Below are 16,531 nucleotides of genomic sequence, written 5' to 3' on the forward strand. Positions count from 1 at the left end.
AGATCAAAAGTTAACCGTAGTTATACTGTATTGTTAGCCAATTTGTTACTGTGTATGATAAAAAAAAATAAGTAGTTTGAGAAAAAATTACTAGGAGACGGGATGTCTGGCTTTATTCTGGAGACCAAGCATCTGACCAAGGAATTCAAAGGATTCACTGCGGTCAATGATGTAAACCTGAAAGTACAGCGCGGCCACATCCACGCGCTGATCGGCCCTAACGGCGCCGGTAAAACCACGTGCTTCAATCTGCTGACGAAGTTTCTGGTACCTACGTCGGGCCAGATTCTGTTCAACGGCAAAGACATTACGGCCGCCAAACCGGCCCAGATCGCCCGCATGGGCGTGATCCGTTCTTTTCAGATTTCAGCCGTTTTCCCCCATCTGACGGTGTTGCAGAATGTCCGTATCGGCCTGCAGCGCCAGCTTGGTACCAGCTTCAATTTCTGGCAGAGCGAACGTTCCCTCGATACGCTCAATGACCGTGCCATGCAGTTACTGGCCGATGTAGACCTGAGCGAGTTTGCCGACACCATTACCGTGGATATGCCGTATGGCCGCAAGCGCGCGCTGGAGATTGCCACCACGCTGGCGATGGAGCCGGAACTGATGCTGCTCGATGAGCCGACTCAGGGCATGGGCCATGAAGATGTGCACCGTGTAACGGAACTGATTAAGAAAGTGTCGGCCGGGCGCACCATCCTGATGGTCGAACACAATATGAAAGTGGTATCCGGTATCTGCGACAAAATCTCCGTTCTGCAGCGCGGTGCCATGCTGGCCGAAGGTAGTTATGCGGAAGTTTCCAGTAATGCGCAGGTGATGGAAGCGTATATGGGCACGGAAGCCACGGTGCTGGAAGGAGCGCACTGATGACGGCCGCATTGGAAATTTCCAAGCTCCATGCATGGTATGGCGAATCGCATATTTTGCATGACGTAAATCTGGTGGTGCAGCCCGGTGAAGTGGTGACGCTGCTGGGGCGCAATGGCGCCGGCCGCACTACCACGCTGCGCGCCATCATGGGTCTGACGGGCGCACGCACGGGTTCTATCAAGATCAATGGAGTAGAAGCGCTGGGCCTGCCCACGCACAGGATTGCGCACCTCGGTGTGGGCTACTGCCCCGAGGAACGGGGCATCTTTTCTTCTCTATCGACGGAAGAGAACTTGCTGTTGCCGCCGCAACTGGCGACGGGTGAAAAAGGCATGTCGATCGATGAAATCTACGCCATGTTCCCCAATCTGGCCGAGCGCAAACATAGTCAGGGCACCCGATTGTCTGGTGGCGAACAGCAGATGCTGGCGGTGGCGCGCATTCTACGTACGGGGGCACGGCTGCTGCTGCTCGATGAAATTTCCGAAGGGCTGGCGCCGGTCATCGTGCAGGGGCTGGCGCGCATGATTACCACCCTCAAAGCCAAGGGCTACACCATCGTGATGGTGGAGCAGAATTTCCGCTTTGCGGCACCGCTGGCAGACCGGTTCTACGTGATGGAACACGGTCAGATTGTCGAGACTTTTGTTGCATCGGAATTGAGCGCCAAGATGCCGATATTGACTGAGCTACTAGGCGTGTAATCAGTTAAGCAGGTTAAGTAAGTTAAGCAGGTTCTGGTCTGTGTAAAACAATAAACAAACACACTTTTTTAGAGACGGAGACACCATGAAACTCAAAGCCATCACCCTTGCAGCTACTGCAGTCTGCACCTTCGGCCTGTCCTTTGCCGCCCAGGCGCAGGTATCGGGCGACACCATCAAGATCGGTATGATTACCGACATGTCCGGCCTGTACGCCGATATCGACGGTGCCGGTGGCGCCGAAGCCATCAAGATGGCGATAGCCGATGCGGGCGTGGTCATCGCCGGTAAAAAGGTCGAGTTCATTTCAGCCGACCACCAGAACAAGGCCGATATCGCCGCCTCCAAAGCGCGCGAATGGTTCGACCAGCAGGGCGTGGACATGCTGATCGGCGGCACCAACTCGGGCGCCAATCTGGCCATGGCCAAAGTGGCTGCGGAGAAGAAAAAAGTCTTCATTTCCATCGGTGCCGGTTCGGCCCGTTTGACCAATGAAGAATGCACGCCTTACACCATCCACTACGCTTACGACACCATCGCACTGGCGCGCGGCACGGGCGGCGCGATTGTGAAGCAGGGCGGCAAGAGCTGGTATTTCATGACGGCGGACTATGCCTTCGGCGCATCGCTGGAAAAAGATACCTCGGACGTGGTGAAAGCTTCGGGCGGTAAAGTGCTGGGTGCCGTCAAGCACCCGCTGTCCGCTTCCGACTTCTCGTCCTTCCTGCTGCAGGCGCAATCTTCCGGTGCGCAGATTCTGGGTCTGGCCAATGCCGGTGGCGATGCCATCAACTCCATCAAGGCCGCCAACGAATTCGGCATCACCAAGAAAATGAAGCTGGCCGGTCTGCTGATCTTCATTAACGATATTCATTCGCTGGGTCTGAATCTGACGCAGGGTATGTATCTGACCGACGGCTGGTACTGGGATGCGAATGCGGAAACCCGTGCCTGGTCGAAGCGCTATTTCGAGAAGATGAAGAAAGAGCCGTCGATGCTGCAGGCTGCCGACTACTCGGCCGCTGGCAACTATCTGAAAGCCGTCAAAGCAGTGGGTACGGATGATACGGAAAAAGTCATGGCCTACCTCAAGGCCAACAAGATCAACGATATGTTCGCCAAGAACGGCGTGATCCGTCCGGACGGCCGCATGGTGCACGATATGTACCTGATGGAAGTGAAGAAGCAGTCGGAATCGAAGTATCCATGGGACTACTACAAAGTGGTGGCCACCATCCCGGGTGATCAGGCTTACGCCACCAAGGCGGAAACCAAATGCGCCCTGTGGAAATAAGCTGAGTTGTACACAGGCCGGAACGCATCCGGCCGTTTCCCTGCTACACGCCGGTCCGGCTGGACCGGCGATCTTTATATTGTGATCTCATGGAAATCTTCGGCGTTCCTCTGCCTGCCATGCTGAGCCAGTTATTACTGGGACTCGTCAATGGCTCGTTCTACGCAATGCTGTCGCTCGGTCTGGCTGTGATCTTCGGTCTGCTGAACGTGATTAATTTTTCCCACGGCGCGCTATACATGATGGGCGCGTTTCTGGCGTGGATGGGTATGGCGTATTTCGGCCTCAATTACTGGGTGATGCTGGTGCTGGCTCCGCTGATCGTGGGGGCCTTCGGCATCATCATCGAAAAGACCATGCTGCGCTGGCTGTACAAGCTCGATCATCTGTATGGTCTGCTGCTGACTTTCGGCATCACGCTGCTGCTGGAAGGCGTGTTCCGTTCGTTCTACGGCGTTTCGGGGCAGCGTTTCGAAGTGCCCGAAGCACTGGCTGGCGCGACCGATCTGGGCTTCATGATGCTGCCGAATTACCGTGCCTGGGTGGTGGTGGCATCGCTGGCAGTGTGTCTGGGCACGTGGTTCGTGATCGAGAAAACCAAGCTGGGCGCCTATCTGCGTGCCGGTACGGAAAATCCCAAGCTGGTGGAAGCGTTCGGCATCAATGTGCCGCTGATGGTCACGCTGACCTATGGCTTCGGCGTGGCACTGGCCGGCTTTGCCGGTGTGCTGGCCGCGCCCGTCATTCAGGTGCAGCCGCTGATGGGGCAGAACCTGATCATCGTGGTGTTTGCCGTGGTGGTGATCGGCGGTATGGGCTCGATTATCGGCTCCATCCTCACGGGGCTGGGGCTGGGCGTGATCGAAGGTCTGACCAAAGTGTTCTATCCCGAGTTTTCCTCCACCGTGGTGTTTCTGGTGATGGTGATCGTGCTGCTGATCCGTCCTGCCGGCCTGTTCGGTAAAGAAAAATAAGAGGCCGACTATGCATAAGAAAATTGCTTATACCCTCGCACTGCTGGTGGCGCTGCTGGCGCCGTTTATCGGCTATCCCGTGTTTCTCGCCAAGCTGCTGTGCTTCGCACTGTTTGCCTGCGCCTTCAATCTGCTAATCGGCTATACGGGCTTGCTGTCGTTCGGCCATGCGGCCTTTTTTGGCACCGCCGGCTATGTGGCCGGCAATGCCATGAAAGTCTGGGGCTGGCCCGTCGAGCTGGGCATGCTGGCCGGTGTGGCGGCCGGTGCGCTGATCGGTCTGGTAATGGGCGCGCTGGCAATCCGCCGGCAGGGCATCTACTTCTCCATGATTACGCTGGCGCTGGCGCAGATGGTGTACTTCGGTGCGCTGCGTGCCGGTGAATTCACGGGCGGTGAAGATGGCTTGCAAGGTGTTCCACGTGGCAAACTGTTCGGCGCTATCGATCTGGCCAATGATGTGGCGCTGTACTTCTTCGTGCTGGCCGTGTGCGTGCTGGCCTTCATGCTGATTGTGCGCACCATCCATTCGCCTTTCGGTCAGGTGCTCAAAGCTATCAAGGAAAACGAACCGCGTGCCATTTCGCTGGGCTATGACGTGGATCGCTACAAGTTGCTGGCGTTCGTGCTGTCGGCGGCACTGGCCGGGCTGGCCGGTGCGTCGAATATGCTGGTGCAGGGTTTCGAAACGCTAACCGATGTGCACTGGAGTATGTCGGGTCTGGTGATTCTGATGACGCTGGTGGGCGGCATGGGCACGCTGGCCGGTCCGGTGCTGGGCGCCATCATCATCATCGCGCTGGAGAATAAGCTGGGCGATCTGGGCATCGCGCTGGCTAGCCGCAGCGGTATCGAATGGTTTAACACGCTCGGTGAAGCGGTCAGCATGGTGACGGGGCTGATCTTCATTGCCTGCGTGCTCCTGTTCCGCCGCGGCATCGTGGGTGAAATCATCGCCCGTCTGCCTGATGGCAATAGCAAGAAAGCGGCATAACTTTTCGGTTTGATACAGCACAGGCGCCGGACGAACAGTCCGGCGCTTTTTTTTCGTCCGGCGTACATTGGCATTCCACCTTTATTGTGGCGAGGCCGATATGTCGATCAGGACGCGCGTGCTGTTACCGGTGCTGGCGCTGGCGGGAGCTACGCTGGCCGCTTGCGGTGCCTATCACCACCATGATGACGAGCCGGAAGTGCTCAATCTGGCGCCTGACTTTCTCGGCACAGTCAGCGCTACCAGTTACGATGGCCTGAGCGACGATTTGCTGACGGCAGGGCTGGGCGCTATCGGTCTGGCAGGGCCTACCCCTGCCTATGCCGATCCGGCGCGTCCTACGGCCTCTGAGCTGCGTCGTAACGCGATCTATGCCAACTACCGTGCTGTGCTCGATATCGCCGCCTACAGCGGCTATGGCACGCTGTATGGCCCGAATGTGGATGCGGCAGGCACAGTGACTAGCACACAGGGGCTGATCGCCGGCACCGAGTATCTGGCTTATGCCGACGATGGCAGTGGCCAGCAGAATGTGACGCTGATGGTGCAGGTGCCTGCCAGTTTCGATCCGGACCAGCCCTGCATCGTCACCGCCACGTCCAGCGGCTCGCGCGGCGTGTATGGCGCTATCGGCAGTGCGGGCGAGTGGGGGCTGAAGAACCGCTGTGCCGTGGCGTATAGCGACAAGGGCAGCGGCACCGGTTTGTACACTTTCGATGACGACAGCGTGAACTTGCAGAACGGCGTGCGCGCGCCACGTCTGGCGACCGGCAAGGCGGCCAGTTTTGCGCCGCTGCTCAGCGATGCCGATCGGTCTGCTTTTGCGGCAGCCTATCCCGCGCGCATCGCTTTCAAGCATGCGCACTCGCAGCAGAATCCGGAACGTGACTGGGGCGGGATGACGCTGCAGTCCGTAGAGTTTGCCTTTTACGTGCTGAATGAAAAGTTCGGTGTGCTGGCACGCGATGGCCAGCATCATCTGCAGCGCTTCTCGCCACGCAACACCATCACGATAGCCTCGAGTATTTCCAATGGCGCAGGCGCAGCCTTGCGCGCTGCCGAACAGGATAGCAAGGGGCTGATTAGTGGCGTGGCGGTCAGCGAACCCCAGGTGCAACCAGCGGCAAGTGCCCGCTATGAGGTGCGGCAGGGCGCTGCGGTGGTCAGCGGCTATGGCAAGGCGCTGCTCGATTACAGTACCTATGCGGCACTGTATCAGCCGTGCATTGCTGCGCTGCCAGCCGCGCCGGGACGCTGTACGGCGCTGGTGGCCAAGGGCTTGCTGGCGGGCGCCGATCTGCCCGCGCAGCAGGCCGATGCTAAGGCGCGCTTGAAGGCCTATGGCTGGCTGGCCGATTCGGATGTGCTGCAGGCGGCCCACGCGGGCACCAATGTACTGGTGGCGGTGAGCTACGCTTATGCATATGGCAAGTTTTCCGTGACCGATAGATTGTGCGGTTTTTCCTTTGCGGCGACCGATGCTAACGGTGTTCCGCTGGCGCTGACGGCAGCCCAGCGCGCCAGCAGTTTCGCCAGTCAGAACGGCATCGTCGGCAATGTGATCTACGAAGACGCAGCGGGTGGCGCGCGCGCCTATCAGTTCGGTGTGTCGCCGAGTAGCAATCTGGCCGATCAGTCGCTCGATGGTTTTCTCTGTCTGCGGGCGCTGGTGACGGGCGTGGACCCGGTGAGCGGTGCTGCGCTGAATCCGGCGCTGGCGGCGCAGAGCGCGCGGGTCAGAGCCGGTATGGCGCAAGTGCAGGCGAGCGGCAATCTGCATGGCAAGCCGGCCATCATCGTGCAGGGACGCAGTGATACTTTGATACCCGTGAACTTTGCCTCGCGCGCCTATCTGGGATTGAATGCGGCGGTGGAGGGAAGGTCGAGCCAGTTACGCTACATCGAGGTGCTCAACGCCAATCACTTCGATTCGTTTAGCAATGTACTACCTGCCAGCATTGTGCCGCTGCATGTGTATCTGTTCCGTGCACTTGATGCCATGCTGGCGCACTTGCGTCATCCGGCGCAGGCGCTACCGCCATCGCAGGTGGTGCGCACGCTGGTGCGCAGCGATAACACTAGCCCGATCACCGTGCTGAATGTGCCGCCGCTAGCGACGGCGCCGCCAGTCGCGGACGCGATTATCGTCAGCGGTAATACCGTGACGGTGCCTGACTGAACTTGCTCCCGTCCGCTTATAGCGCTGCCGCATAGATGGCGCGTGCATCGTCCCAGCCGACATGGCGCAGATTGTTGCCAAGCAGGCGGGTTTGTAGCATCGCATCGTCGGCCAACTTGTCCAGATCCCCTGCCGTGATGCCCACCTGCTGCAAGCGTCGTTCGATACCGGCGGCCGCTGCAAGTTGCTCCATTGCAACCACAAGCGCTTCGGCGCGTGCCTCCGTACTACCGCTGGCCTGTGGCACGACGACTTCCGCCAGTTCGGCGTAGAGGGGTGTGGCGACTGGCATATTGAAGCGCAGCACATGGGGCAGCACCAGCGAATTCGATAAGCCATGTGGCACGTGGAAATTGCCGCCTATGGGATAGGCCAGCGCATGCACGGCAGCGACCGGCGCATTCGAGAAAGCCTGCCCTGCCAGCATGGCACCGAGCAGCATGGCCTGACGGGCGGCCAGATCGCGCCCGTGTTCGCAGGCATGCAGCAGATTGGCCGACAGCAGACTGAGCGCCTGCTTCGCCAGCATGTCCGACAGAGGATTCTTTTTATGTCGTGTCGTGTAGGCTTCGATGGCATGCACCATGGCATCGATACCCGTGGCCGCCGTCACGGCAGGCGGCAGTCCCAGCGTGAGTTCGGCATCGAGCAATGCCAGATCGGCATAGAGTTGCGGCGCGACGATGCCCATTTTTGTGGTAGCACCGGTCGTCACGATGGCGATGTTGGTGACCTCGGAACCCGTGCCGGCCGTGGTAGGAATCTGGACCAGCGGCAAGCGCTGGCCCGCCACATTGCCGATGCCGTAGATGGCGCTGAGTGCCTGATCGCTATTGGCCAGCACGGCGATCAGTTTGGCCACATCCATGGAGCTGCCACCGCCTATGCCGATGATGATATCGCTGGCGGCTACCCGTGCCACTCCCACGGCATCGAGTATGGTCTGCTCGGGGGGATCGGCAATTACTTCCGCATAAATCTCGCAGCTGAGTCCCGCCGCTTTGACGCTGGCCATGGGCGCCTGCACCAGTCCGGTCCGGAGTAAGCCAGCATCGGTGACAAACAGCGCACGCCGCGCATGGGGAAAATGTTGGCGCAGCAGGGCGCCTAGATTTGCTGCAGCACCCGTTTCGGCAACGATGTGGGCGACGGTGCTGAAAGCAAACGGAGGGAAGTCGGGCATGGGATTTCCTCGTTTAGCGGTGTTTGAGCAGACCGTTCTAGCTTACCCCATGTATGCGTGATCGGCATGATCGTGGTGAAATTTCTTACGTACAATGTAGCCTTTCCCCAAACGGGGTAGTGCGGGATTGCAGAAAGTTTTTATGGTTGATTATCTGTTGTTGGGTGTGGCGGCATTCAGTGCCGGTCTGGTGGATGCCGTGGTGGGTGGCGGCGGGTTGATACAGTTGCCCACCATGTTCTCGGTGTTTCCGAATATGGCACCAGCCACGCTGATCGGTACCAACAAACTGGCCAGCATCTTCGGCACCAGTGTGGCGGCCGTCAGTTACGCACGACGGGTAGCGATTGCATGGTCGGTGGCAGCACCGGCGGCAATTGCTGCACTGGTGTTTGCCTTCCTCGGCGCGTACACAGTAACGCAAGTCTCTGCCGAATTCATGCGCTTGCTGTTGCCCGTCGTGCTGGTGGCAGTGGCTATCTACACGTTTGCGCGCAAGGATTTCGGTTCAGTACACGCACCCGTGCATAGCGGGGTGAAGGAGCAGACGCTGGCGCTGCTGGTTGGTTCCGGCATCGGTTTCTACGATGGCTTCTTCGGTCCCGGTACGGGCAGTTTTCTGGTCTTCTTGTTCGTGCGTATCTTCGGCTTCGATTTCCTTGGTGCGTCGGCAGTCGCCAAGATCGTCAACGTCGCTTGTAACTTTGCCGCGCTGATCTGGTTCGGTTATAGCGGCCACTTGATCTGGCAGCTGGGTCTGCTGATGGCGATCTGCCAGATAGCTGGCGCTTTCATTGGCTCGCGTCTGGCGATGAAACATGGCAGCGGGTTTGTCCGGCAATTGTTCCTGATCGTGGTGTCCTTGCTGATCCTGAAGACAGGCTACGATGCATGGCTTAGGTGGTAACGGAGGCGACTGACTGTTCCACGTGAAACAATTTTGAAGACTGAAGAGGGCACCGGATCATCATCCTGTGCCCTTTTTTCATTGTTTCACGTGGAACAAAATCAGAAAAATTTGTGCTTAAAAAAGTCGCAGCTGCAAAAAGACTCTATAATCTGACCTTGATCCCCACGCTTTAAAGCATTCCAACATGTTATTTCCTACTCAATTCGACGTCATCGTGGTCGGCGGTGGTCACGCCGGTACCGAGGCTGCGCTCGCTTCTGCCCGTATGGGACAGAAGACTTTGCTGCTCACGCACAATATCGAGACGCTGGGCCAGATGTCGTGCAATCCGTCCATCGGCGGTATCGGCAAGGGCCATCTGGTCAAAGAAGTCGACGCCATGGGCGGTGCTATGGCCATCGCAACCGATGAATCGGGCATCCAGTTCCGTATTCTGAACTCTTCCAAAGGCCCTGCCGTTCGCGCTACGCGCGCGCAGGCCGACCGTATTCTGTACAAACAGGCCATCCGTTCGCGGCTGGAAAATCAGCCTAACCTGTGGCTGTTCCAGCAGGCCGTGGATGATCTGATGGTGGAGGGCGACCGCGTGGTCGGCGCCGTTACCCAGATCGGTCTGAAATTCCTCGCACCGGCCGTGGTGCTGACGGCCGGTACTTTCCTCGACGGGAAGATCCACGTGGGCTTGCAGAACTATTCTGCAGGCCGTGCCGGCGATCCGCCAGCCATCTCGCTGTCGGCCCGTCTGAAGGAACTCAAGCTGCCGCAAGGCCGTCTGAAAACCGGTACGCCGCCCCGCATCGATGGCCGCAGCATCGATTTCGCTGCCATGACGGAACAGCCCGGCGATCTTGATCCCGTGCCAGTGTTCTCCGTCATGGGCAACGCCGCCATGCACCCGCAACAAATGCCTTGCTGGGTGACGCATACCAATACCCGCACGCACGATATCATCCGTGCCGGTCTCGATCGCAGCCCCATGTACACGGGCGTGATCGAAGGCGTGGGCCCGCGTTACTGCCCATCCATCGAAGACAAAATTCACCGCTTCTCGGCCAAGGAATCGCACCAGATTTTCCTTGAACCGGAAGGCCTGACCACCAACGAGTTCTACCCGAACGGCATCTCTACCAGCCTGCCATTCGACGTCCAGATCGAACTGGTACGCTCGATGAAGGGCATGGAAAACGCCCACATTCTGCGTCCCGGCTATGCCATCGAATACGATTATTTCGACCCGCGCGGCCTCAAAGCGTCGCTCGAAACCAAGGCCATTAACGGTCTGTATTTCGCGGGCCAGATCAACGGCACGACCGGCTACGAAGAAGCGGCGGCGCAGGGCATGCTGGCCGGTATCAATGCCGCGCTGCAGACGCAAGGCCGCGAAGCCTGGACGCCAGCCCGTTCCGAAGCCTATCTGGGCGTGCTGGTTGACGATCTGGTCACGCAGGGCGTGCAGGAACCGTACCGCATGTTCACCAGCCGCGCCGAGTATCGTCTGAGTCTGCGTGAAGACAATGCCGACATGCGCCTGACGGAAATCGGCCGCAAACTCGGTTGCGTGGGCGATGTGCAGTGGCAGGCTTTCGAGGAAAAACGCGAAGCCGTGGCGCGCGAACTCGAGCGTCTGCGCTCCACGTGGGTCAATCCGCGCATCCTCGCAGCGGCCGAATCGGAACGTGTGATCGGTCAGGCCATCGAGCGCGAATACTCGCTGGCCGACCTGCTGCGCCGCCCCGGTGTCGACTACGACAAGCTGATGAGCCTGTCCGGTGTGGATGGCCGCGAGCTGGCCGGCCCCGGCGTAACGGACGAAGCGGTGCGGGAACAGGTGGAAATCCAGCTCAAATATTCGGGCTATATCGACCGCCAGTTGCGCGAAGTAGAGCGCCACGAACACTACGAAAACCTCAAGCTGCCGGAAGGTTTCAGCTATCTGGACATCACCGCGCTGTCGGTGGAAGTACGGCAGAAACTACATGCCCAGCGCCCTGAAACGCTGGGTCAGGCATCGCGTATTTCCGGCGTAACGCCGGCCGCGATCTCGCTGCTGCTGGTGCATTTGAAGAAGACGGGCTACGGTGGTTTCATCGCCGAAGCCGATGCAAAGAAGGATGAGGCTGTTCAATGAAGGTGTTTGACCGCGCTGCAATAGCGGACGTTTTACAGCAGGGCATCGCCGCGCTGGAGCTGAATCTGGATGAGGCACAGGTAGCCAAACTGCTCGACTATCTGGCCCTGCTGAACAAGTGGAACTCGGTGTACAACCTGACGTCGGTGCGTGATCCGATGCAGATGGTCACCCTGCATGTACTGGATTCGCTGGCCGCCGTGCCAGCGTTTGCCGGTGCGCAGAATGTGCTCGATGTCGGTGCCGGTGGCGGTTTGCCCGGCATGGTGCTGGCCATCAGCCGGCCCGATATGAAAGTATCGATGATCGATACGGTGCATAAGAAGACGGCTTTCCTGAATCAGGTAAAAGCCGAGCTGGAACTGGCCAATGTGACGGTGTACACCAAGCAGGTGCAGCAGCTGGAAGTGAAGACCAAGTTCGACGTGATCACTTCGCGTGCCTTCGCCGACCTGTCCGATTTCGTCAACTGGTCGGGCCATCTGCTGCAAGAGGGTGGCCAGTTCATCGCGCTGAAAGGCACGGCACCAGAGGACGAGCGCGAGCGACTGCCAGCGCCATGGAAAGTGCAGAAACTGCAGCCTCTGGAGGTTCCGGGGCTGGATGCAGAGCGTCATCTGGTATTCATACAGGCTGAAGCGGCGTAAACAATCTATACGGTATAAACGGTTTATACAGTTTATTAAGTATAAATAATATAAATCGTTTATACCGTTTTAATAGTATAAATAATTAGTGGCGATTTTTAAAAACACCACGAGAGTAACAAGAAGAAATACATGGCGAAAATTTTTTGCGTAGCGAATCAAAAGGGCGGCGTGGGCAAGACCACCACCACGGTGAATCTGGCCGCCGGCCTGGCCAAGCTGAACCAGCGTGTGCTGCTGGTGGATCTGGACCCGCAGGGCAATGCTACGATGGGCGCCGGCATTAACAAGGCTGGACTGTCGGCATCCACCTATGAAGTCATGCTGGGCACGTCCGATGTCGCTACGGCGCGTCAGCGATCCGAGCCGGGCCACTTCGATGTATTGCCGTCGAATCGCGAACTGGCCGGTGCCGAAGTCGAGATGGTGGAACTGGATAACCGCGAGCGCCGTCTGAAGGATGCGCTGGCTGTCGTCGACAAGGAATACGACTTCGTGCTGATCGACTGTCCGCCGGCGCTGTCCATGCTGACGCTGAACGGCCTGTGCGCAGCACACGGCGTGATCATCCCTATGCAGTGCGAATACTATGCACTGGAAGGGCTGTCCGATCTGGTCAACACCATCAAGAAAGTCCACGCCAACCTCAACCCCGACCTGAAGATCATCGGTCTGCTGCGCGTGATGTTCGATCCGCGCATGACGCTGTCGCAGCAAGTCTCGGCCCAGCTCGAGCAGCACTTCGGTGACAAGGTCTTTAAAACCATCATCCCGCGTAATGTGCGTCTGGCTGAAGCACCGTCCTACGGTGTGCCGGGCGTGACTTTCGACCCGAGCTCGAAAGGTGCGCAGGCCTATATCGCTTTCGGCGCCGAGATGGTCAAACGCATCAAGAAAATGTAAGGCAATCTCATGGCAACTAAAAAAATGAAAGGCCTCGGTCGCGGCCTTGACGCCCTGCTGGGCGGCAATGGCGATCTGAACACGGCGGATGCGAATACCCCGTCCACTTTGCCTGTCGCGCAAATGCAGGCAGGTAAGTACCAACCGCGGACCCGCATGGACGAGGGCGGTCTTCAGGAACTGGCAGCGTCGATCAAGACGCAGGGCATCATGCAGCCGATACTGGTACGTCCTATCGGTACCGACAAGAAGAGCGGCAACACCAAGTATGAAATCATTGCCGGCGAGCGCCGTTTCCGTGCCGCCCAGCTAGCAGGGCTGGAAGAACTGCCCGTGCTGGTACGCGATGTGGACGATCAGGCCGCCGCCGCCATGGCGCTGATCGAAAACATGCAGCGCGAAGACCTCAATCCGCTGGAAGAAGCGCAAGGTATCCACCGTCTGATCACCGATTTTGCCTTCACCCATGAGCAGGCGGCCAACGCCGTCGGCCGTTCTCGCAGTGCAGTATCGAATCTGCTGCGTCTGATGAATCTGGCCTCGGCCGTGCAGACCATGCTGATGGCCGGCGATATCGATATGGGTCATGCGCGCGCGCTGCTGGCCGTCGATGGCGCTACCCAGATCACGCTGGCTAATCTGGTCATCGCCAAGCGACTGTCGGTACGCGAAACGGAAAAACTGGTCAACAAGACGCTGGAAGAGCAGAAAGCCGCGCCGGCCGAAGCACGCCAGAAAGAAAAGTCGGGCGACATCGTCCGCCTCGAAGAAGAACTGTCCGATACGCTGGCCACGCCGGTGGTATTCAAAATGGGTAGCAAAGGCCGTGGTCAGATGATCATCGACTTTGCCGACCTCGACATTCTGGAAGGCGTGCTGGCCCGTTTGCGTGCCTGATTATTCCGCAGGCCACTTCTATTGTCATTCATGAAATAAAGTGGTCCGCAAGCTATCTGGTTCCAACTTGGTGCAAAGCGGCTCGAAATGGTTTTAAAAGCGTCGCTTTCGTGCACCAAATGCTCTGCTGCGGTGCAGCAAAGTTTGACGCACTACATTAAAGACACATATAATCCCGTGTCTTTGTGGTTTATCGGCGGCTTGGGAGCTAGTCAAATTGAGAGATGTGACGAGTGATTCCAGACCGATATTCAAGGTTGTGGCCCTGCAGCTGGTGATCGTCACCGCGTTTGCCTTATTGGCATGGATCTGGGCCGGACCCAACAAAGCATGGTCGGCCGCATATGGCGGAGCAGTCGCAGTCATCGGTAGTCTGATGTACGCGATGTTCGTCACGCGCGGATCAAACGACCCCAAAGTAGTGTTCCGGTCGCATGTACGGGCCGAAGTAATGAAGATATTTGCAACAGTAGTGCTGTTCATCGTCGCGCTAGTGTTGTTTCAGTCGGCCGCATGGTTATGGCTGATCTTGGGTTTCGCGGTGGCAACCTTGGCATACTGGTTCTCACTGCTCGCAGTTTAATCACCAAAATCTAATACTATTATGACCACAGAAAATGCTGTTGAGGGAGCGCACCACGCGCCGACTTCCATCGAATACATCCAGCACCACCTGAGCCATCTCAAGTCTGCTGACGGTACTTTCAACCTGGACACGTTCTGGGTTTCGGCCGTTCTGGGCTTTATTTTCCTCGGTGTGTTCTATCTGGCAGCGCGTCGTGCAACCTCCGGCGTACCGGGCAAGCTGCAGAACTTCGTTGAAGCCGTGATGGATCTGGTCAATGAAGTAGTCAATTCCGCATTCCACGCCAAGAGCGCCGTGATCGCCCCGCTGGCGATCACCATCTTCTGCTGGGTCTGGCTGATGAACGCCATGGACTTCCTGCCAGTCGACCTGCTGCCTCAGATTCTGAGCAACTTCGGCGTCCACAAGCTGCGCGTTGTGCCGACCGCCGACGTCAACCACACCTTCGGCATGTCGTTCGGCGTCATGCTGTGCATTATTGGTTTCTCGATCAAAGCCAAAGGTCTCGGCGGCTGGGGTAAAGAGCTGTTCACCGCACCATTCCACGCCCATGGCTTCATGGCAGTGGTACTGGCACCGGTCAACTTCATCTTCCAGATGATCGAGTTGCTGGCTAAGCCACTGTCGCTGTCGCTGCGGTTATTCGGCAATATGTACGCCGGCGAACTGCTGTTCATCCTGATCGCTCTGTTGCCATGGTGGGCGCAGTGGCTGCTCGGTGGTCCATGGGTTATCTTCCACATTCTGGTGGTGACCCTGCAAGCGTTTGTGTTTATGGCGCTGACTGTGGTGTATCTGAGCCTCGCGGTTGAGAAACATTAAGTTTAAAAATCTGTTTTCACTTTCTTAGTATCTGTAGTCTTTTTTAAAATCTTAGGAGAAATAAATGCAAGCTCTGATCGCACAAGTACAAGGCATGACCGTTCTGGCAGCAGCTATCATCATCGGCCTGGCCGCTATCGGTACCGCTCTCGGTTTCGCAATTCTGGGCGGCAAATTCCTGGAAGCTTCGGCACGTCAACCTGAACTGATGCCACAACTGCAAACCAAACTGTTCGTTATCGCTGGTCTGCTGGACGCGATCTCGATGATCGGCGTTGGTGTTGCTCTGCTGTACACCTTCAGCAACCCATTCCTGGCCGCTATCATCGCTGCTGCTGGTAAGTAATTCGCTCCCTTCTAGGAGAAACTTTTAGTTAGGAGCAAAGGTATGGACATCAATATGTCTCTCATCGGCCAGATGATCACCTTCGCGGTGTTGGTCTGGGTCTCGATGAAGTTCGTATTTCCATCGCTGAATGCAGCGCTGGATGAGCGTGCCAAGCGTATCGCTGATGGTCTGGCTGCGGCCGACCAAGGCCAGGCTGCGATGGTCATGGCTGAAAAACGTGCCAGCGAAGCGCTGGCCGGTGCGCGCGAAGAAGCTTCGCAACGCGTTGCAGACGCTGAAAAGCGTGCGCAACTGGTCGCAGAAGAAATCAAAGCTAATGCACAAGCCGAAGCAGACCGCATCATTGCGCAAGCTAAAGCCGACGCCGATCAGCAACTGGCCAAGGCGCGTGAAGCGCTGCGCGCTCAGGTGGCTGACCTGGCTGTGAAGGGCGCCGAGCAAATCCTCAAGCGCGAAGTCAATGCATCGGCTCACGCTGATCTGTTGTCGCGCCTGTCTGTCGAGCTGTAATCATGGCAGAAAACGCAACCGTCGCCCGTCCCTACGCGGAAGCTCTGTTCCGCGTAGCCCAAGCAGGTAAGGAATCGTTCACCCTCGCGGCGTGGTCCGAACTGGTCGCCGAACTGGCCCAGATCGGTGCCCACCCCGAGGTACAAGCATTCGCCCGCAATCCGAAAGCTTCGGCTAGCGATGTGAGCGCCGCCATTACGGCACTGGTGAAATCGCCATTGAATCAGGAAGCGAAAAACTTCCTGAGCATGCTGGTCGAAAACGGCCGCGTCAGTCTGCTGCCGGAAATCGGCAGCCAGTTCCAGGCGCTCAAAAACGCCGTGGAAGGTGCAGCTGATGCGGAAATCACGAGTGCATTCGATCTGAGCTCGGCTCAGGTAACCGAACTGGTTACCACGCTGGAAAAGAAATTCAGCCGCAAGCTGAACCCGGTAGTTACCGTGGATCCAGCCCTGATCGGTGGTGTGCGTGTGGTCGTCGGCGATGAAGTGCTGGACACTTCGGTACGCGCCAAGCTGCAGCAAATGCGTGTTGCGCTGGTGGCGTAAGCGTCGCTTAGAACAGATTCTTCATCT

The 16,531-nt window shown here is 57.8% G+C and carries 17 protein-coding genes; 16 read left to right on the forward strand and 1 reads right to left on the reverse strand.

The window, feature by feature from the left end; genetic code table 11:
* Nucleotides 1-102: 102 nt before the first annotated feature.
* The 6 genes from ABNT42_RS02150 to ABNT42_RS02175 all read left to right on the forward strand — a co-directional run bounded on the left by ABNT42_RS02150 (nucleotide 103) and on the right by ABNT42_RS02175 (nucleotide 7,021).
* Complete coding sequence (locus ABNT42_RS02150; RefSeq protein ID WP_348693402.1) at nucleotides 103-873, forward strand: ABC transporter ATP-binding protein; 771 nt, start codon at nucleotides 103-105, stop codon at nucleotides 871-873.
* The gene (locus ABNT42_RS02155; protein ID WP_348693404.1) at nucleotides 873-1,580 is read left to right on the forward strand and encodes an ABC transporter ATP-binding protein; all 708 of its coding nucleotides are present in this window, start codon (nucleotides 873-875) and stop codon (nucleotides 1,578-1,580) included. Before ABNT42_RS02150 ends, ABNT42_RS02155 begins: the two co-directional genes overlap by 1 nt.
* An 85-nt stretch (nucleotides 1,581-1,665) precedes the next feature.
* On the forward strand, nucleotides 1,666-2,874 hold the full coding sequence (locus tag ABNT42_RS02160; protein ID WP_348693407.1) for an ABC transporter substrate-binding protein: 1,209 nt from the start codon (nucleotides 1,666-1,668) through the stop codon (nucleotides 2,872-2,874).
* Between the two features lie 89 nt (nucleotides 2,875-2,963).
* Complete coding sequence (locus ABNT42_RS02165) at nucleotides 2,964-3,848, forward strand: branched-chain amino acid ABC transporter permease (protein WP_348693410.1); 885 nt, start codon at nucleotides 2,964-2,966, stop codon at nucleotides 3,846-3,848.
* Between the two features lie 10 nt (nucleotides 3,849-3,858).
* Nucleotides 3,859-4,842 (forward strand): branched-chain amino acid ABC transporter permease, encoded by a 984-nt coding sequence (locus ABNT42_RS02170; RefSeq protein WP_348693413.1) that lies wholly within the window; start codon nucleotides 3,859-3,861, stop codon nucleotides 4,840-4,842.
* 100 nt (nucleotides 4,843-4,942) lie between these two features.
* Complete coding sequence (locus ABNT42_RS02175; RefSeq protein ID WP_348693416.1) at nucleotides 4,943-7,021, forward strand: 3-hydroxybutyrate oligomer hydrolase family protein; 2,079 nt, start codon at nucleotides 4,943-4,945, stop codon at nucleotides 7,019-7,021.
* A gap of 16 nt (nucleotides 7,022-7,037) precedes the next feature.
* Here the strand turns inward: ABNT42_RS02175 and ABNT42_RS02180 are convergent, their stop codons facing one another.
* Nucleotides 7,038-8,204 carry an iron-containing alcohol dehydrogenase gene (locus ABNT42_RS02180; RefSeq protein WP_348693418.1) on the reverse strand — a complete coding sequence of 389 codons (1,167 nt, stop codon included), beginning with the start codon at nucleotides 8,202-8,204 and terminating at the stop codon, nucleotides 7,038-7,040.
* A 142-nt stretch (nucleotides 8,205-8,346) separates the two neighbouring features.
* Between ABNT42_RS02180 and ABNT42_RS02185 the strand changes: the two genes are divergently transcribed.
* The 10 genes from ABNT42_RS02185 to ABNT42_RS02230 all read left to right on the forward strand — a co-directional run bounded on the left by ABNT42_RS02185 (nucleotide 8,347) and on the right by ABNT42_RS02230 (nucleotide 16,504).
* On the forward strand, nucleotides 8,347-9,111 hold the full coding sequence (locus tag ABNT42_RS02185) for a TSUP family transporter (protein ID WP_348693421.1): 765 nt from the start codon (nucleotides 8,347-8,349) through the stop codon (nucleotides 9,109-9,111).
* Between the two features lie 187 nt (nucleotides 9,112-9,298).
* Complete coding sequence (gene mnmG, locus ABNT42_RS02190; RefSeq protein WP_348693423.1) at nucleotides 9,299-11,242, forward strand: tRNA uridine-5-carboxymethylaminomethyl(34) synthesis enzyme MnmG; 1,944 nt, start codon at nucleotides 9,299-9,301, stop codon at nucleotides 11,240-11,242.
* A complete protein-coding gene (gene rsmG, locus ABNT42_RS02195; RefSeq protein WP_348693425.1) occupies nucleotides 11,239-11,889 on the forward strand; it encodes a 16S rRNA (guanine(527)-N(7))-methyltransferase RsmG in 651 nt (216 codons plus the stop codon). Before mnmG ends, rsmG begins: the two co-directional genes overlap by 4 nt.
* Before the next feature lie 132 nt (nucleotides 11,890-12,021).
* The gene (locus ABNT42_RS02200; RefSeq protein ID WP_155435592.1) at nucleotides 12,022-12,792 is read left to right on the forward strand and encodes an AAA family ATPase; all 771 of its coding nucleotides are present in this window, start codon (nucleotides 12,022-12,024) and stop codon (nucleotides 12,790-12,792) included.
* Nucleotides 12,793-12,801: 9 nt separating this feature from the next.
* On the forward strand, nucleotides 12,802-13,689 hold the full coding sequence (locus ABNT42_RS02205) for a ParB/RepB/Spo0J family partition protein (protein WP_348693427.1): 888 nt from the start codon (nucleotides 12,802-12,804) through the stop codon (nucleotides 13,687-13,689).
* A 226-nt stretch (nucleotides 13,690-13,915) separates the two neighbouring features.
* On the forward strand, nucleotides 13,916-14,272 hold the full coding sequence (locus tag ABNT42_RS02210) for an ATP synthase subunit I (RefSeq protein WP_348693430.1): 357 nt from the start codon (nucleotides 13,916-13,918) through the stop codon (nucleotides 14,270-14,272).
* A gap of 21 nt (nucleotides 14,273-14,293) precedes the next feature.
* Nucleotides 14,294-15,097, forward strand: a complete 804-nt coding sequence (gene atpB, locus ABNT42_RS02215) for a F0F1 ATP synthase subunit A (protein ID WP_348693432.1) — start codon at nucleotides 14,294-14,296, stop codon at nucleotides 15,095-15,097.
* A gap of 76 nt (nucleotides 15,098-15,173) precedes the next feature.
* Nucleotides 15,174-15,443: a F0F1 ATP synthase subunit C gene (gene atpE / locus ABNT42_RS02220; RefSeq protein WP_348693590.1), complete on the forward strand. Its 270-nt coding sequence runs from the start codon at nucleotides 15,174-15,176 to the stop codon at nucleotides 15,441-15,443.
* Between the two features lie 42 nt (nucleotides 15,444-15,485).
* Nucleotides 15,486-15,956, forward strand: coding sequence for a F0F1 ATP synthase subunit B (locus ABNT42_RS02225; protein WP_161040633.1), 471 nt, complete (start codon nucleotides 15,486-15,488; stop codon nucleotides 15,954-15,956).
* 2 nt (nucleotides 15,957-15,958) lie between these two features.
* A complete protein-coding gene (locus tag ABNT42_RS02230; RefSeq protein WP_348693435.1) occupies nucleotides 15,959-16,504 on the forward strand; it encodes a F0F1 ATP synthase subunit delta in 546 nt (181 codons plus the stop codon).
* Nucleotides 16,505-16,531 lie beyond the last annotated feature (27 nt).

It is taken from the genome of Duganella fentianensis (genome assembly GCF_964031615.1).
Lineage (GTDB): Bacteria > Pseudomonadota > Gammaproteobacteria > Burkholderiales > Burkholderiaceae_D > Rugamonas > Rugamonas fentianensis_A.

Coding starts and splice junctions, on each gene's coding strand:
- mnmG (WP_348693423.1), top strand. CDS start 9,299: ATGTTATTTCCTACTCAATTCGACGTCATCGTGGTCGGCGGTGGTCAC.
- ABNT42_RS02180 (WP_348693418.1), bottom strand. CDS start 8,204: ATGCCCGACTTCCCTCCGTTTGCTTTCAGCACCGTCGCCCACATCGTT.
- ABNT42_RS02155 (WP_348693404.1), top strand. CDS start 873: ATGACGGCCGCATTGGAAATTTCCAAGCTCCATGCATGGTATGGCGAA.
- rsmG (WP_348693425.1), top strand. CDS start 11,239: ATGAAGGTGTTTGACCGCGCTGCAATAGCGGACGTTTTACAGCAGGGC.
- ABNT42_RS02205 (WP_348693427.1), top strand. CDS start 12,802: ATGGCAACTAAAAAAATGAAAGGCCTCGGTCGCGGCCTTGACGCCCTG.
- atpB (WP_348693432.1), top strand. CDS start 14,294: ATGACCACAGAAAATGCTGTTGAGGGAGCGCACCACGCGCCGACTTCC.
- ABNT42_RS02170 (WP_348693413.1), top strand. CDS start 3,859: ATGCATAAGAAAATTGCTTATACCCTCGCACTGCTGGTGGCGCTGCTG.
- ABNT42_RS02160 (WP_348693407.1), top strand. CDS start 1,666: ATGAAACTCAAAGCCATCACCCTTGCAGCTACTGCAGTCTGCACCTTC.
- ABNT42_RS02225 (WP_161040633.1), top strand. CDS start 15,486: ATGGACATCAATATGTCTCTCATCGGCCAGATGATCACCTTCGCGGTG.
- ABNT42_RS02200 (WP_155435592.1), top strand. CDS start 12,022: ATGGCGAAAATTTTTTGCGTAGCGAATCAAAAGGGCGGCGTGGGCAAG.
- ABNT42_RS02165 (WP_348693410.1), top strand. CDS start 2,964: ATGGAAATCTTCGGCGTTCCTCTGCCTGCCATGCTGAGCCAGTTATTA.
- ABNT42_RS02185 (WP_348693421.1), top strand. CDS start 8,347: ATGGTTGATTATCTGTTGTTGGGTGTGGCGGCATTCAGTGCCGGTCTG.
- ABNT42_RS02150 (WP_348693402.1), top strand. CDS start 103: ATGTCTGGCTTTATTCTGGAGACCAAGCATCTGACCAAGGAATTCAAA.
- ABNT42_RS02230 (WP_348693435.1), top strand. CDS start 15,959: ATGGCAGAAAACGCAACCGTCGCCCGTCCCTACGCGGAAGCTCTGTTC.
- ABNT42_RS02175 (WP_348693416.1), top strand. CDS start 4,943: ATGTCGATCAGGACGCGCGTGCTGTTACCGGTGCTGGCGCTGGCGGGA.